The sequence below is a fragment of the Acidovorax sp. genome (assembly GCF_046294525.1).
GTDB lineage: Bacteria > Pseudomonadota > Gammaproteobacteria > Burkholderiales > Burkholderiaceae_C > Acidovorax.
Genome location: NZ_JBKBKQ010000005.1, coordinates 43241 through 56883 on the forward strand (window position 1 = coordinate 43241; position 13643 = coordinate 56883).

Sequence of the window (13643 nt, forward strand, 5' to 3'; positions counted from 1 at the left end):
AGCCCTCGCTGCGGGGCGGCCGTTGCTAGGCTACCCTGGCCTGAGCTGCGTCAGTTTCGAAGAGCGCGAGCAAAGCGAGTTTCGAGAGCAGGCCGTCCGCTCGCTCACAACTCGTTACGAGATCATCCTAAAGTTTTGCGGAATGGCGCCGACGCGCCGCCACAATGGCACGCGCACTCACACCGGCCTGGCCGGGGAAAACACGCGGTGGATAAGAGCGGTTTTCCTGCCGTTTTACCTGCCATTGCCCATAGGGTGCACCCTCCAAAATGCCCACAGAGAGGAAGACACCCATGGACATGCAATACCAGCTCAAGGCCGGAAGCTATTACCTGTATGACATGCGCGAGGCGCCCAGCGCCGTGACGGGTGAGCGGCGGTTCAAGCTCAAGACCGACACGGTGGCCATTGCGTTTGACGTACATACGGGCGAGGTGCACCAGCATGGCAGCCCCACGCGCATCCAGTCCTGGGCCAACAACACCCGCCGGCGCCTGCGCGCGGCCGGTGCGCAGGCGGCAGCCAATGACATCGTGGTGGTGTCGGGCCCGCTGCCGGTGGACGAACTCAACAAGTGCCTGTGGGTGCGCGGCTATGTGCGCCGCATGTTCTCGCGCCTGGCCACGCTGCCACACGGCAAGCTGCAGCGCCCGGCAGAGCCGTTCCGCCAGGCGGCGTGATCGTCGCGCCCGAGGGCACATCCGTCGCCCACATTCCGTCAAATCGAAAGGGCCGCACTCAGCGGCCCTTTCCTCTTGCGGCGGTGCCTGGGCTCGCCCGCAGAAACGGCGCGTTCAGGCCGGGGTGTCTTCGGCCAGATCCCCTTCCACCGCCTCCAGCGCCTCGGCATGCTTGACGATGGTCACGGGCACGGGGCTCGCGTGGGCCACTTCTTGCGATACAGAGCCCAGCAGTGCGCTGGTGATGGCGCCCTGCCCCTTGGCGCCGATGACGACCATGTCGCAGCCCGAGCGCTCGATCATGTCCACCAACGTGTGGGCCACATCGCCCACGCCCACATCGGTTTCATAGGCCACGCCAGCCGCGTCCAGCAGCGCGCGCGCGGGGGCCATCAGGTGCTCGCCGGCTTCCAGGCTGGCGGCGGCGATCAGGTCGGGGTCGCGGGTGGTGACCAGCTCGTAAAGCGTGGCGGGCTCCTGCACGTTGGCCAGCACCACGCTGGCCCGCAGGCCCTGGCGGACCAGCGCCAGCGCGTGGTGCACACCGTCCAGGGAGAGTTCTGAGCCGTCCACGGCGATGAGGATCTTGAGCATGGTGTGTTCTCCTTGTAGTAGTACCTCGGTTCAGTGTAGCTACGGGCGCCGCCCGCTCCCACCCTTAACCTTGAGCCAGGTCAGGGTAGTGCGTCTGGGACAATCGACCCATCATGCTGCAGTTCGAACTCCTTCACACCGACCCCACCAGCCACGCACGGCGCGGCACGCTCACGCTGAACCACGGCGTGGTGCAGACCCCCATCTTCATGCCCGTGGGCACCTATGGCACGGTCAAGGGCGTCATGCCCCAAAGCCTGCACGACATGGGCGCGCAGATCATCCTGGGCAACACCTTTCACCTGTGGATGCGCCCCGGCCTGGATGTGATGCAGAGCTTTGGCGGCCTGCACGGCTTTGAAAAATGGGACAAGCCCATCCTCACAGACTCGGGCGGCTTTCAGGTGTGGAGCTTGGGCGCCATGCGCAAGATCACCGAAGAAGGCGTGACCTTTGCCAGCCCCGTCAACGGCGACAAGCTCTTCATGTCGCCCGAGGTGAGCATGCAGATCCAGACCACGCTCAACTCCGACATCGTGATGCAACTGGATGAGTGCACGCCGTACGAAACCAACGGCCACCTCACCACCGAGGCCGAAGCCCGCAAGAGCATGGAGATGAGCCGCCGCTGGGCGGTGCGGTCCAAGGCCGAGTTCGAGCGGCTGGGCAACCCCAATGCCCTGTTCGGCATCGTGCAGGGCGGCATGTACAAGAACCTGCGCCAGGAATCGCTGGAGGCCCTGGTGGAGATGGACTTCCCTGGCTACGCCGTCGGCGGCGTGAGCGTGGGCGAGCCCAAGGACGAAATGCTGGACATCATGGCCCACACGCCGCACCGCCTGCCCGCGCACAAGCCCCGCTACCTGATGGGCGTGGGCACGCCTGAAGACCTGGTGGAAGGCGTGGCCCAGGGCGTGGACATGTTCGACTGCGTGATGCCCACGCGCAATGCGCGCAACGGCACGCTTTTCACACGTTATGGAGACCTCAAGATCCGCAACGCACGGCACAAAACCGACCACCAGCCCCTGGACACCAGCTGCACCTGCCACGCCTGTGCAGGCAAGGACGGCGTGGCCTGGGACCAGGGCGGGCGCGGCGGCTTCAGCCGTGCCTACCTGCACCACCTGGACCGCTGCGGCGAAATGCTGGGCCCCATGCTCACCACCGTGCACAACCTGCATTACTACCTGAACCTGATGCGCGAGATTCGCGAGTCGCTGGAAGCTGGCACCTTCGGCCAGTTCCGCGCGCAGTTCAAGGCCGACCGGGCGCGTGGGGTGTAGTCCACAACGCGCACGACCCAAAGCTCCAAATTTGATAGCTGCTAGCGCTTTCTGGATAAGCGCTAGCACCCAAAATCACCGGAATTTCTCGACCACCCGCGTATCCGGCAAGCCGCTGCAGCGAAAGCGCCAGGCACGCGCCGCAGTGCCGTGGTGCTGCTGCAGAATCGGCCCATGCCGCCCACCCCCCTGCCCTCCGCGCTGCACGAAGCCCTGGAACTGGCTTTCAATCTGTCCCCCGTGGGCATGTGCGTGACGCGAGAGCGCTCCATCGAGATCTGCAACCCTGCGTTTGCGCAGATGTTCGGCTACGAGCAGGCCGAGTTGCTAGGCCAGCCGCTTGCGCCGTTGTACCCGTCGCTGGATGAATTTGATCACACGGGGCAGCGGGGGCTGCCCGCGATGCAGGACACCGGCAGCTACGGCGACGAGCGGATCATGCGGCGCCGCGACGGCACGCTGTTCTGGTGCCACGTGGTGGGCCGCACGCTGGACCGCGCCGACCCGTTTGCCCGTGCGGTGTGGATGTTTGAAGACATCTCCCCGCGCCGCCCCGTCAGCACACCGCTCACGGTGCGTGAGCGGGAGATCGCTCAGCACATCGTGACCGGCGCCACCAGCAAACAGATCGCGCGCGACCTCCAGATCAGTCACCGTACCGTGGAGGCCCACCGGGGCCGGCTCATGCGCAAGCTGGGCGCCACTACCACGGGCGAACTGGTGGCCCTGCTGCTGGGTCGCTGAACCGGGCCGCATCTCTCACATCCCGTCCGCCCCGTCGGCATCGGCTGCAGGTGTGCGGCGATTGTCAACAAATGTTTTTTTGGCATAGGCCCAATTGGTTGCAAAGAGTTGCACGCGATGACAATCGCTATCAATTCCGCCGTGCTTTACCGGCCCCTCACATCGCAGCTGCCTGCCTATGCCCTTTTCCGTCGCGCTTCCCCGGTCGTCCGCACGGCACTGGCTCTGGCTGGGCCTGGGGGCGATCATCTTTGCGGCCTGTCTGGTGGGCATCTTTGCGCGGCCCATCGGCTTTCTTTCCGCCTTCTGGCCCGCCAATGCCCTGCTGCTGGGCTTGCTGGTGCGCTTTCCCGCGCTGGCGCGCCCGGCCGCCTGGGGTGCGGCGGCCGTGGGCTACGTGGCGGCCGACCTCATCACTGGCAGCTCCTGGGGCATGGCGCTGTGGCTCAACGGCGCCAACCTGCTGGGCGTCACGGTGGGCTGGCTCATCCTGCGTCGGCTGAGCGAACCCGTGCTGCGCCTGCGGCGCACGGTGTCGGCCATGTACCTGCTGCTCACCGCCCTGGCTGCCAGTGCGGTGGGGGCGCTGGCCGGCAGCGGCGCCGCGCCGGTGTACTTCCATTCGCCCTGGACCGACCTGCTCTCGCTGTGGTTCAGCACCGAACTCATGAACTACATGCTGATCGTGCCCGTGGTGCTGGCCATGCCGCGCGACGACGATCCGCCCTCGGCCGTGCACGGCGCGCCGCTTTTCTGGCGCGTGGCGCCGGTGGGCTCGCTGCTGCTGGCCGAGGCGATCCGCAGCGTGGTGGGCGGGCCGGGCGTGCTGGCATTCGCGGTGCCGGGCCTGCTCTGGTGCGCGCTGAGCTACAGCACCTTCGTGGCCTGTCTGCTGTCGCTGGTGGTGTGCCTGTGGACCATGGCGGGCGTGGCCATGGGGGTGCTCAACTTCACCCCCGCGCATGCCAGCGACGTGCTGTCGCTGCGGGTGGGCGTCACGCTGCTGGCCCTGGGGCCGCTGGCCGTGGCCTGCGCCAGCGCCGCCCGGGCCGAGACGCTGCGCCGTCTGGACCACGCGGTACGCCACGACGACCTCACGGGCGTGCTGGCCCGCCGCGCCTTCATGCGCCAGGGGCAGCGCCTGCTCACGCGCTATGGGCGCGAGACCTCGGGCGTGGCCGTGCTGATGCTGGACGTGGACCACTTCAAGCAGGTGAACGACCAGCATGGGCACGCCACGGGCGACCGCCTGCTGGTGGCCATCACCCAGGCGCTGGCCACCACCCTGCGCGCGCAGGACGCCTTGGGCCGCATGGGCGGCGAGGAATTTGGCGTGGTGCTGCCGGAGGTGTCGCACGCTGAAGCCCAGGCCGTTGCCGAGCGCCTGCGCACCGCCGTGGCCCAGCAGGCCGTCATCTCCACGCCGCGGGGCGAGCCCCTGCACGCCACCGTCAGCATCGGCCTGGTGCACAGCGCCTCCATGAGCGGCGAGGCCGACATCGACACCCTGCTGCTGGCCGCCGACGCCGCCCTGTACCGTGCCAAGACGGACGGGCGCAACCGGGTGGAGCCGGGCTGAGGGGCGAAGGCCCCGCTGCTCCGCCGAGGGACGGTCCGGTCTAGGCCTCTTCGCGCGCGAGCTTCACGCCGGCGCCTGTGCCGCAGGCATGGCAAAAGCGTGCAAAGGCGCTCTTGCGGGTGCTGCAGGCGCCGCAGTGGTTGAACAGGCCGATGCCGCAGTGCGGGCAGAAGTCGATCTTGTCGTTCTTCAGATCCACCGGCCGCTCGCAGCCGGGGCAGACACTCTTGGCCAGTCGGGCCAGGGCCACGTCGTAGCTGAGCTCCTTGCGGCGTTCCGGGTCGGGCAGGGTCTCGGCCAGCTTCTGGCGCTCCAGGTAGCGGTTGAGCGCCAGGATGGCGTAGCGCCCCACCAGGGCGGTGATGGCAATGCCCACCACGTAGCGCACGTAGCCGCCGTAGCTGGGCAGGTAGGGCACGAGTTCTACAAAAAACGCGAACAGCGCAAAGAAGATGAAGCCCCACACAAACGGCCAGTAGGTGCTCTTGCGCTTCTTCACAAACAACCAGCCCGCCACGGCCAGCAGCGGCAGGGTAAGGGCCAGGCGGTACAGGAACACGCGCAGCTCCACCTTGCGCTGCTCGACGCGCAGGCGCTCGTAGCCATCGGACTCCAGCTGGCCCAGGCGCTGCGCGGCGGCAGCAGCGGCCTGCCGTGCGTCGAGCGCAGCCTGCTCCTGTTGCTCCACGGCCTGCTGTGCCCGGCGCTCGTTCACGCGCAGGGCGTCCAAGCCCTGGTTGCGCGCCACCACTTCGGGGTCGTGGTCGGCACGCTGGGTAACGCTGCGCGTGGCCAACCAGCTGTTGAAGCTGTCGCGCGCGGTGCGGCTTTCGCTCAACGCCTTGCTGCGCTGCAGCTGGGCCTGCTCCAATGCGGTCTGCGCGTCCTGCTCGGCCTGGCGGGCCGTGCGCACCTGCTGACGCAGGGTGTCGGCGGTGGGCTTGTCCAGAAAATCATCCAGCTGCAGCGGACGCTCCATCTTGGGAAGGTCGCCCACGATGGTGCCGCCCAGCCCAATGAGAAAGCCGGCAAACACCAGCGCCACCAGCCACAAGCCGCGCCGGAACCATTTTTCGGACAAACGCAGGGATTTGCTCACGGTCTTCTCCTCAGAAAAATTGCGGCTGCGCGGAACGAACGGCCGCGCGCACGCCCGCCACAGGCTGGCGGATGCGGCCCGACCCGCACCCATCGCCAGGTGTTTGCTTCAATTTTTATAGCTTCCAGCGCTTTCCTATCAAGCGCCAGCGGCTTTTTTCACTTACTTTTTAGCGCTAACACCACGGGCGGGGCAGCCAGTTGAGCCTGCTGCAACCAGGCCATCACCGAGTCCACGGTCACGGTTTCGATGCGGTCCGAGAACCGCTTGTCACTGGGGTGGTCGTCAAACGCGATGTTGGCCGACCCGACCCGTCCGCCCATGCGCGTGAGCGGCCCGAGCTTGAGCGTGGTGGGTGTGTACCCCTTGAACTGCAGCCAAGCCTGCGCCTGCTCGCGCGACCGCACCGTGGCGGGCTCCATGGCCAGGGCCAGGGTCTCCAGCGCCCACTGGTTGGACTGCTGGTATTTGCGCCCCCACACATAGCTGACCATGCTGTAGGCCGGCTGTTGCAGCGTGCGGGTGCGGCCGGCATCCTGCAGCACGGCCAGCAGGCGCTGCTGCACTTCTGGCGTGGGCACGGCGTACACGGCCTCGTAGCGCCACAGGTCGTCCAGAAAGAACTCGCCCAGGCCCTGCCGGTACAGGTGGCCCACGGCCGTACCGCAATCGTTGAGCTTGTGCGCCACGCGCCAGGGGCCTTCGGCCGTCTTGTAGGCCCAGCCCAGGTGCGAGTAGCGCAGCCCGTATTTGGACAGGTCCTGCCCCGCACGGGCCAGCACCACCACCCGGGTGCCCGAACGCGCGTGCTCGGCATCCAGCGCCGCAGCGGTCTGCTCGGCCAGGTTCATGCCGCGCTCCACCACCTGGGGCGTGGTCTTGCGCGGCTCGCACGAGCGGCCGGCATATGTAGGCGTGGATGTCAACGCTGCGGCGACCGCCAGCGTGGCGAACAAGCAGCACATCCAAGGGGCGCGGCCCAGGCGAGGGATGCCAAGCAAGGGCCGCCCCGCAGCGAGGGCATCGTCCCCCTTCCCGGAGCGCGCAGCGCGAAGAGAGAAGGGGGAAGCCGCGGAGCGGCTCAGGGGGATGTACTTCATGTTCAAAGACGCTCGTTGTGCAGCAGCGCGCGGCCTACCGCGTTGGGGATGAAGGCAATGACCTCCCCCGCCACCGACAGCACCACGCCCGTGCCGATCACGCTGCAGGCCACCACCGTACCCACCCCATGGGCCGATGCGCCCAAGCCACGGCCTGCCACTTCGACACTCACCTGCGCCCCGTCGGATGCGCGCTCCAGCAGGTACACCGTGCCCACGGCCGAGGCTTCCACTGTCTTGACGGTGAGCACCGCCCCCGCCACCGACAATGCCGCCGGGACCGCCACCACGGCACCCGCCGCAGTAGATGCGACGGCTGCAGTGCCCACCACCGAGGCCACCGGCAACATCGACAGCGCGGCCGAAGCCTCACTTTGCGCTCGGGCGGGCGCGGTGGCCACTGCGCAGAGCAGGCCGGCAGCCAGCGCCAGGCCCAAGATCTTCGAACAATGCGTCTTCATGGTTTTTCACTCCTCTCGATAAAGTGCTGCCCGCATCGGGCGTAGCACCGGTTCTTTGGTTCTTTACTTGTTCACTGCAAACCCGCGAGCATCCGCCATCGCAGTCCGGCGCACGCCCAAACCTCACGGCAGGTTGTTACCAGACGTTGCCGCGTTGGCGGACGATGCGGTAGCGGCAGCTTCGCGGCGGCCCTGCAGTCGGGCTTCGGCCAGGTCCGCCTCGTGGCGGTCGCGCAGCATCTTGGCCAGCGTAAAGGCGGTGGTGATCAGGTACAGCCAGCTCACGCCGAGAAAGGCCTTGTAGGTGCTGTTGATCTCCATGCCCAGCAGGCCCCAGCCCGTGAGGCCCATGGCCACTGCAAAGCCGCCCCACACCACCAGCTTCCACAGAGGGGTGTCGCCACCCCCTCGGCGCGAAGCGCTTTCGTTGTCCCGCACAAACTTGGCCAGCACAAACGCGGCCGACAGGCAGAACACATAACCCATCACCATGAACGCCTGCTCCAATTGCGCGCCTGGCAGCCAGGCCAACCCTACCGCGCACAGAAATACGGCGATGCCGAATGAGACCCACACCTGCAGCTGCCAGGCCCGGGTGTCACGCTGAACGATGAAGGAAGGGTGGGATGACATATCGAAGGGGTGGGCCACACAGGCCCGTGGTTGAACACGGAGCGAATGGTCGGCGCCCGCCGTCTTGCCGTCTGGATCACAGTGGCGCAGTGGCAAAGAACCGGCTCAACGGTATCGCCATTCGATACTTTCCGCGCCATCAGCACCCCCATGCAGCGCAGAACGACCGCACGTGCGCGACAGACACCACTGCGCTTGTCTCCCACAATCCCGCCCATCGCCCCATTTATTGCCCGCACCGAGACACCTCTATGAGCACCCAGAAACCCTTTGACCTCGTCGTCCACGGCGCCACCGGCTTCACCGGCCGTCTGGTGGTCGAGTACCTGCTGCAACGCTACCCCGCGGGCAGCGGCCTGCGCTGGGCCATGGGAGGCCGCAATGCCGACAAGCTCGCCGCCGTGCGCGACGAGCTGGGTGCCCCGGCCGACACTCCGCTGGTCGTGACCGACACCCACAACCCCGCCAGCCTGCAGGCACTGATGGACGCCACACGCCTGGTGCTGACCACCGTGGGCCCCTACCAGCTGTATGGCAACGAACTCGTCGCCGCCTGCGCCAAGGCCGGGGTGGACTATGTGGACCTGTGCGGCGAGCCCGCCTGGATGCGCCAGATGATCGACGCGCACGAAGCTGCGGCCAAGGCCAGCGGCGCGCGGATCGTGTTCTCGTGCGGGTTCGACTCCATTCCGTTCGACCTGGGCGTGTTCCTGCTGCAAAAGGAGTTCCGCCACCGCTTCGGCCACCCCGCCCCGCGCGTGCGCGGCCGGGTGCGCAAGATGAAGGGCACCTTCTCGGGCGGTACCGCCGCCAGTCTCAAGGCCACCATGGCGGCCGCTGCGACCCAGCCCGGTGTGCTGGACTTGCTGAAGAACCCCTTCTCGCTGACCCCCGGGTTTGAAGGCCCGCGCCAGCCCTCGGGCAACAAGCCCATGGTGGACGAGGCCCTCGGTGATGGCGTCTGGGTCGCGCCGTTCGTGATGGCGGCCATCAACACCCGCAACGTGCACCGGTCCAACTTCCTGCTGCAACACGCCTACGGCACCGACTTTGTGTACGACGAAATGCTCATCACCGGCCCTGGCGAGAAGGGCGAGGCCATCGCCAATGCGGTGGCGGCCGACAAGTCGCTGGGCTCGGACAAAGGCCCCAAGCCGGGCGAAGGCCCTTCGCGCGAGGAACGCGAGAACGGCTTTTACGACGTGCTGTTTTTGGGCACAGACGACGCAGGCAACACCCTGCGCGTTGGGGTGAAGGGCGACCGCGACCCAGGCTATGGCTCCACATCCAAAATGATCGCCGAGGCAGCGGTGTGCCTTCTGCTGGAGGCCACCGACACGGCAGGTGGCATCTGGACCACCGCGCCCGCGCTGGGTGACAGGCTGATTGCGCGGCTGCAGGCAAATGCCGGGTTGAGCTTTGCCGTGGAATAAAAGCGCGCTTTGACCGGCGCGCTCTACAGCGCCAGCGGCAGCTCCGTCGTCGACAACACATTGCGCAGCACCATGAACGAGCGCACCTGCCGCACCCCCGGCAGGTAGAGCAACTGCTCGGCGTGCAAGCGGTTGAAGCTATCGTTGTCGCGCGTGCGCACCAGCATGAAGTAGTCGAACTCGCCGGTGACCACATGGCATTCCATGCAGCCCGACACCTTGGCCGCCGCCTTTTCAAACTCGGCAAACGACTCGGGCGTGGAGCGGTCCAGCACCACGCCAATCATGACCAGCATGCCCGCGCCCACGGCCTGGGGGTTGAGCAGCGCCACCACCTTGTCGATGAGCCCCTGGCGCCGCAGGCGCTCCACGCGGCGCAGGCAGGCGGGCGGGCTCAGATGCACCTTCTCGGCCAGCGCGACGTTGGACAGCGACGCGTCGCGCTGCAGTTGCCGCAGGATGGCCTTGTCGGTGCGGTCCAGCTCGGCGGAAACATCGGGCTGGGGTGCATTCTTGGAACGAACTTTTGTTGCGCACATATTTGTTATGAAGAAATAATTTTGGCATCCATTCTCTTTCAGAGAACTTATACACTGAAATTTCTACCATTTTTGCAACCACTTGATGGCCGTGTTTTTCTACGATGAAGGCATTGCAAGCCCCGCGCTTGCGCTCCCCCCCTTCATCGACCGGAACACCACCATGAACCTGCAAAAATTTGCCCGCCACCCCCTCACCTTTGGCCCCTCGCCGATCACGCCGCTCAAGCGGCTGTCGGCCCACCTGGGCGGCAAGGTGCACCTGTATGCCAAGCGTGAGGACTGCAACTCGGGCCTGGCCTTTGGCGGCAACAAGACGCGCAAGCTCGAATACCTCATCCCCGAAGCCATTGCAGGCGGCTACGACACGCTGGTGTCCATCGGCGGCATCCAGTCCAACCAGACGCGCCAGGTGGCTGCCGTGGCCGCGCACCTGGGCATGAAGTGCGTGCTGGTGCAGGAGAACTGGGTGAACTACTCCGACGCGGTGTACGACCGCGTGGGCAACATCGAGATGAGCCGCATCATGGGCGCCGACGTGCGCCTGGACGCCGCGGGCTTCGACATCGGCATCCGCCCCAGCTGGGAGCAGGCCATGGACGACGTGAAGAAGGCGGGCGGCAAGCCCTTTCCCATCCCTGCAGGCTGCTCGGAGCACCCGTACGGCGGCCTGGGCTTTGTGGGCTTTGCCGAAGAGGTGCGGCAACAGGAAAAAGAATTGGGTTTCCAGTTTGACTACATCGTCGTGTGCTCGGTCACGGGCAGCACGCAGGCCGGCATGGTGGTGGGTTTTGCGGCCGACGGCCGGGCGCGCAAGGTGATCGGCATCGACGCATCGGCCAAGCCCGAGAAGACCCATGCGCAGATCCTGCGCATTGCCCAGAACACTGCAAAGCTCGTCGAGCTGGGACAGGAGATCACGGCCGAGGATGTGGTGCTGGACACGCGCTACGGCGGCCTCGAATACGGCCTGCCCAACGAGGGCACGCTGGAGGCCATTCGCCTGTGCGCGCGCCAGGAGGGCATGCTGACCGACCCGGTGTACGAGGGCAAGTCCATGCACGGGATGATCGACATGGTGCGCAAGGGCGAATTCCCCGAAGGCTCCCGCGTGCTGTATGCGCACCTGGGAGGGGTGCCGGCGCTCAACGCCTACAGCTTTCTTTTTCGCAACGGCTGACGCGCCGGGCGAGGAGACGGAGCAGCAGCGCCTTCTTCGGCTGGCGGGGCTGTCTCTGATCTGAGAAGGATGTGAACGTCCCCACCATGCCCGAGCAGGCCGGATTCATTCACACCTTCTGAGCGCGCTTTCCAATCGCCTCCCCGCAGCCACCACGCTGCGTGACCAATTCCCAACGGAAGGATCGCCCCATGAAGTGCTTGCAACCCAACCGGCGCATGAGCGTCATGCTGGCCGTGGCCGCAGTGGCTGCCTGGGGTCTGGGAGGGGCGGCCACGGCGCACGCCGATGGCTACCCTGCCAAGCCCGTTCAACTGGTGGTGCCGTTCCCGCCCGGCGGGGCGGTGGACATCGTGGGCCGGCTGATCAGCAAGAAGCTGGGTGAGCGCCTGGGCCAGGCGGTGGTGATCGAGAACAAGGCAGGGGCCGGCACCATTGTGGGTGCGTCCTACGTCGCCAGTGCACCAGCGGACGGCTACACGCTGCTGATCAGCTCGGGCTCAACCTTCACGGTGAATCCCGCGCTCAACAACAAGCTGCCGTACGACCCGGTGAAAAGCTACGAACCCATCGGCATGGTGGCGCGCGTGCCACTGATCCTGCTGGCGCATCCCGACGTTCCGGTCAACAACCTGAAGCAGCTGACCGCGGCCGTGACCCGCGCGCCGGACAAGTATGTGTACGGCTCCTTCGGCGCGGGCACGACAGGCCACTTTGCGGCGGAGCTGATGTGGTCTGCAGCAGGCATCAAGCTGATGCACGTGCCGTACCGGGGCAGCGCGCCGGCCGTGAGCGATCTGATCGGCGGGCAGATCCCGTTCACCATCGATACGGTGGCGGCGGCGCTGCCCCAGCTCAAAGGCGGCAAGGTCAAACCCATCGTAGTCACCGGCGCCACGCGCGCCGCGCAGTTGCCCGACGTGCCTACCGTGGCAGAAAGCGGCTATGCGGGTTTTGCAGCGGACTCCTGGCTGGCGGTGGTGGCGCCGCGCGGGCTGCCGGCCGACGCAAAGGCCAAGCTCGGAAAAGCGCTTGCCGAGACCATGGCCGACGCCGAGATTCGCAGCAAGCTCATAGCGAGCGGCCTGGAGCAGGCGCACGCACCGGGCGACGCAGTGCAGGCGCAGATCGAAGACGAACTGCCACGCATGCGCGCGATTGCGCAGCGCGCGAACATCCGCGCGGAGTGAATGCAAAGACCGCGCGCCGCGTGTGCGAGCAGCGCGCGGTGGCACGGACAGAACCGCCTCAGCGGCTGTCGCGCTTGCCTTGCGCCCTGCGCACGCTGGACCCCTGGTGGGCGTGAATGGCAATCTGCCCCGGCGCCTGCTTGAGTGGGTTGCCCCGCAAAGCTGCCGGGACAATGCTGATAGGCGCCGGCGGCTGAGGCGCCTGTGCTTTGCCGTTGGCGGTGGGCGCCATGTCTGAGGGGGCCTTGGGCGAGCGGGTGGCGTGCTGGTTGAGCACCTCGGCCAGCACGGGCTGAAGCACGGGGGCCGCGGGTGGCAGGGCGGTCACCGTGGCCTTCGTCTTGGCAGAGGGAACAGCGCGCGGGGTGCGCGCAGCGGGAGCCGCGACCGGCGCTGCTGCGTTGGACTTGGCGCGAGAGCCCCTGCCCGCGGGCGCGGCCTTGCCCTTGCCCGCCCCGTCCGAATCCCCAGCGCTGGCGGCGCGCGTGGGCTTCTTCACCGCTGCAGGCTTCTTGCTTGCAACAGACTTTTTTGCTGCTGCGGACTTTTTAGCGGCGACGTTAGCGGTGGTCGCGCCACTGCGGTCCGCAGTCGTCTTGCGGGGGGATGACGAAGAGCCGGCCTTTGGACGCTTTGCGGCGGCTTTGGCAGAAGCAGCCTCTGCCGCGCCACGTGCTTCTTGTGCATCCAGCTGCGAGATGCGGGCTTCAAACCGGTCCAGCACCTCCTGCAGGATGTCGGCCTTGCGCTGGGTGCGCTCGTTGTCGGCGCCGACCGGGGACCGGCCCTTGGTGGCCGGAGCCTTGCGCACGGCGACGGTCTGGCGGCGGAAAAGGTCGCGGTACTTGTCACGCAGCGCGCGCACCCGAGTTACCTTGGTGCGCAGCCGCGCCAGCGTGAGGCTTTTGATGGGTGCGGCGCGGCTTTGGTCAAAAAGCTCCAGCTCGGCGGCGTTCAGAAGGGGGCGGGCCTGGGTGATGCTATAGGCCATGGGCAGTCTCCTTTCAGTGGGTGACGCGGTGCGCAACGCACCGCCGGAGCCGCCACCGTAACCCCACAGCGCGCAATGTGGTGTCGGACAGGGGAACGTTGCGCCGCGCGGATTGGCCCCACAGCGGCGCGCCG

14 protein-coding genes are annotated in these 13643 nt (G+C 66.8%); 7 read left to right on the plus strand and 7 right to left on the minus strand.

Translation table 11 applies throughout. The features are described 5' to 3' along the window. The first annotated feature begins 293 nt into the window (after positions 1-293). Positions 294-680 (plus strand): hypothetical protein, encoded by a 387-nt coding sequence (locus tag ACK4HJ_RS07335; RefSeq protein ID WP_409829350.1) that lies wholly within the window; start codon positions 294-296, stop codon positions 678-680. A 114-nt stretch (positions 681-794) separates the two neighbouring features. Here the strand turns inward: ACK4HJ_RS07335 and ACK4HJ_RS07340 are convergent, their stop codons facing one another. Next, entirely contained in the window at positions 795-1274 is a 480-nt protein-coding gene (locus ACK4HJ_RS07340) for a universal stress protein (protein WP_409829353.1), read from the minus strand. 113 nt (positions 1275-1387) lie between these two features. Between ACK4HJ_RS07340 and tgt the strand changes: the two genes are divergently transcribed. The 3 genes from tgt (at position 1388) to ACK4HJ_RS07355 (ending at position 4883) form a co-directional block, all read left to right on the plus strand. Next, the gene (tgt, locus tag ACK4HJ_RS07345) at positions 1388-2560 is read left to right on the plus strand and encodes a tRNA guanosine(34) transglycosylase Tgt (RefSeq protein ID WP_409829355.1); all 1173 of its coding nucleotides are present in this window, start codon (positions 1388-1390) and stop codon (positions 2558-2560) included. A 174-nt stretch (positions 2561-2734) separates the two neighbouring features. Continuing rightward, positions 2735-3304: a LuxR C-terminal-related transcriptional regulator gene (locus ACK4HJ_RS07350; RefSeq protein ID WP_409829358.1), complete on the plus strand. Its 570-nt coding sequence runs from the start codon at positions 2735-2737 to the stop codon at positions 3302-3304. Positions 3305-3482: 178 nt separating this feature from the next. Further along, positions 3483-4883: a diguanylate cyclase domain-containing protein gene (locus tag ACK4HJ_RS07355; protein ID WP_409829361.1), complete on the plus strand. Its 1401-nt coding sequence runs from the start codon at positions 3483-3485 to the stop codon at positions 4881-4883. Between the two features lie 40 nt (positions 4884-4923). Here the strand turns inward: ACK4HJ_RS07355 and ACK4HJ_RS07360 are convergent, their stop codons facing one another. The 4 genes from ACK4HJ_RS07360 to ACK4HJ_RS07375 form a co-directional block, all read right to left on the minus strand. Further along, complete coding sequence (locus ACK4HJ_RS07360; protein WP_409829364.1) at positions 4924-5982, minus strand: serine endopeptidase; 1059 nt, start codon at positions 5980-5982, stop codon at positions 4924-4926. Positions 5983-6140: 158 nt separating this feature from the next. Continuing rightward, positions 6141-6947: a DUF2145 domain-containing protein gene (locus ACK4HJ_RS07365; RefSeq protein WP_409829722.1), complete on the minus strand. Its 807-nt coding sequence runs from the start codon at positions 6945-6947 to the stop codon at positions 6141-6143. A 137-nt stretch (positions 6948-7084) separates the two neighbouring features. Next, the gene (locus tag ACK4HJ_RS07370; RefSeq protein ID WP_409829365.1) at positions 7085-7543 is read right to left on the minus strand and encodes a hypothetical protein; all 459 of its coding nucleotides are present in this window, start codon (positions 7541-7543) and stop codon (positions 7085-7087) included. 123 nt (positions 7544-7666) lie between these two features. Continuing rightward, positions 7667-8176 (minus strand): YiaA/YiaB family inner membrane protein, encoded by a 510-nt coding sequence (locus ACK4HJ_RS07375; RefSeq protein WP_409829368.1) that lies wholly within the window; start codon positions 8174-8176, stop codon positions 7667-7669. Between the two features lie 251 nt (positions 8177-8427). Between ACK4HJ_RS07375 and ACK4HJ_RS07380 the strand changes: the two genes are divergently transcribed. Next, complete coding sequence (locus ACK4HJ_RS07380; protein ID WP_409829371.1) at positions 8428-9609, plus strand: saccharopine dehydrogenase family protein; 1182 nt, start codon at positions 8428-8430, stop codon at positions 9607-9609. Between the two features lie 23 nt (positions 9610-9632). On the opposite strand, the gene ACK4HJ_RS07385 is transcribed toward ACK4HJ_RS07380, so the two are convergent. Next, positions 9633-10148: an Lrp/AsnC family transcriptional regulator gene (locus ACK4HJ_RS07385; protein ID WP_409829373.1), complete on the minus strand. Its 516-nt coding sequence runs from the start codon at positions 10146-10148 to the stop codon at positions 9633-9635. A 163-nt stretch (positions 10149-10311) separates the two neighbouring features. Between ACK4HJ_RS07385 and ACK4HJ_RS07390 the strand changes: the two genes are divergently transcribed. Both ACK4HJ_RS07390 and ACK4HJ_RS07395 read left to right on the plus strand, forming a co-directional pair. Further along, entirely contained in the window at positions 10312-11328 is a 1017-nt protein-coding gene (locus tag ACK4HJ_RS07390; RefSeq protein ID WP_409829374.1) for a 1-aminocyclopropane-1-carboxylate deaminase, read from the plus strand. 191 nt (positions 11329-11519) lie between these two features. Beyond that, positions 11520-12518 (plus strand): Bug family tripartite tricarboxylate transporter substrate binding protein, encoded by a 999-nt coding sequence (locus ACK4HJ_RS07395; protein ID WP_409829377.1) that lies wholly within the window; start codon positions 11520-11522, stop codon positions 12516-12518. Positions 12519-12576: 58 nt separating this feature from the next. On the opposite strand, the gene ACK4HJ_RS07400 is transcribed toward ACK4HJ_RS07395, so the two are convergent. Next, positions 12577-13509, minus strand: coding sequence for a hypothetical protein (locus tag ACK4HJ_RS07400; RefSeq protein ID WP_409829379.1), 933 nt, complete (start codon positions 13507-13509; stop codon positions 12577-12579). Positions 13510-13643: the final 134 nt, after the last annotated feature.

Coding starts and splice junctions, on each gene's coding strand:
- ACK4HJ_RS07335 (WP_409829350.1), top strand. CDS start 294: ATGGACATGCAATACCAGCTCAAGGCCGGAAGCTATTACCTGTATGAC.
- ACK4HJ_RS07340 (WP_409829353.1), bottom strand. CDS start 1,274: ATGCTCAAGATCCTCATCGCCGTGGACGGCTCAGAACTCTCCCTGGAC.
- tgt (WP_409829355.1), top strand. CDS start 1,388: ATGCTGCAGTTCGAACTCCTTCACACCGACCCCACCAGCCACGCACGG.
- ACK4HJ_RS07350 (WP_409829358.1), top strand. CDS start 2,735: ATGCCGCCCACCCCCCTGCCCTCCGCGCTGCACGAAGCCCTGGAACTG.
- ACK4HJ_RS07355 (WP_409829361.1), top strand. CDS start 3,483: ATGCCCTTTTCCGTCGCGCTTCCCCGGTCGTCCGCACGGCACTGGCTC.
- ACK4HJ_RS07365 (WP_409829722.1), bottom strand. CDS start 6,947: ATGTGCTGCTTGTTCGCCACGCTGGCGGTCGCCGCAGCGTTGACATCC.
- ACK4HJ_RS07370 (WP_409829365.1), bottom strand. CDS start 7,543: ATGAAGACGCATTGTTCGAAGATCTTGGGCCTGGCGCTGGCTGCCGGC.
- ACK4HJ_RS07375 (WP_409829368.1), bottom strand. CDS start 8,176: ATGTCATCCCACCCTTCCTTCATCGTTCAGCGTGACACCCGGGCCTGG.
- ACK4HJ_RS07380 (WP_409829371.1), top strand. CDS start 8,428: ATGAGCACCCAGAAACCCTTTGACCTCGTCGTCCACGGCGCCACCGGC.
- ACK4HJ_RS07385 (WP_409829373.1), bottom strand. CDS start 10,148: ATGTGCGCAACAAAAGTTCGTTCCAAGAATGCACCCCAGCCCGATGTT.
- ACK4HJ_RS07390 (WP_409829374.1), top strand. CDS start 10,312: ATGAACCTGCAAAAATTTGCCCGCCACCCCCTCACCTTTGGCCCCTCG.
- ACK4HJ_RS07395 (WP_409829377.1), top strand. CDS start 11,520: ATGAAGTGCTTGCAACCCAACCGGCGCATGAGCGTCATGCTGGCCGTG.
- ACK4HJ_RS07400 (WP_409829379.1), bottom strand. CDS start 13,509: ATGGCCTATAGCATCACCCAGGCCCGCCCCCTTCTGAACGCCGCCGAG.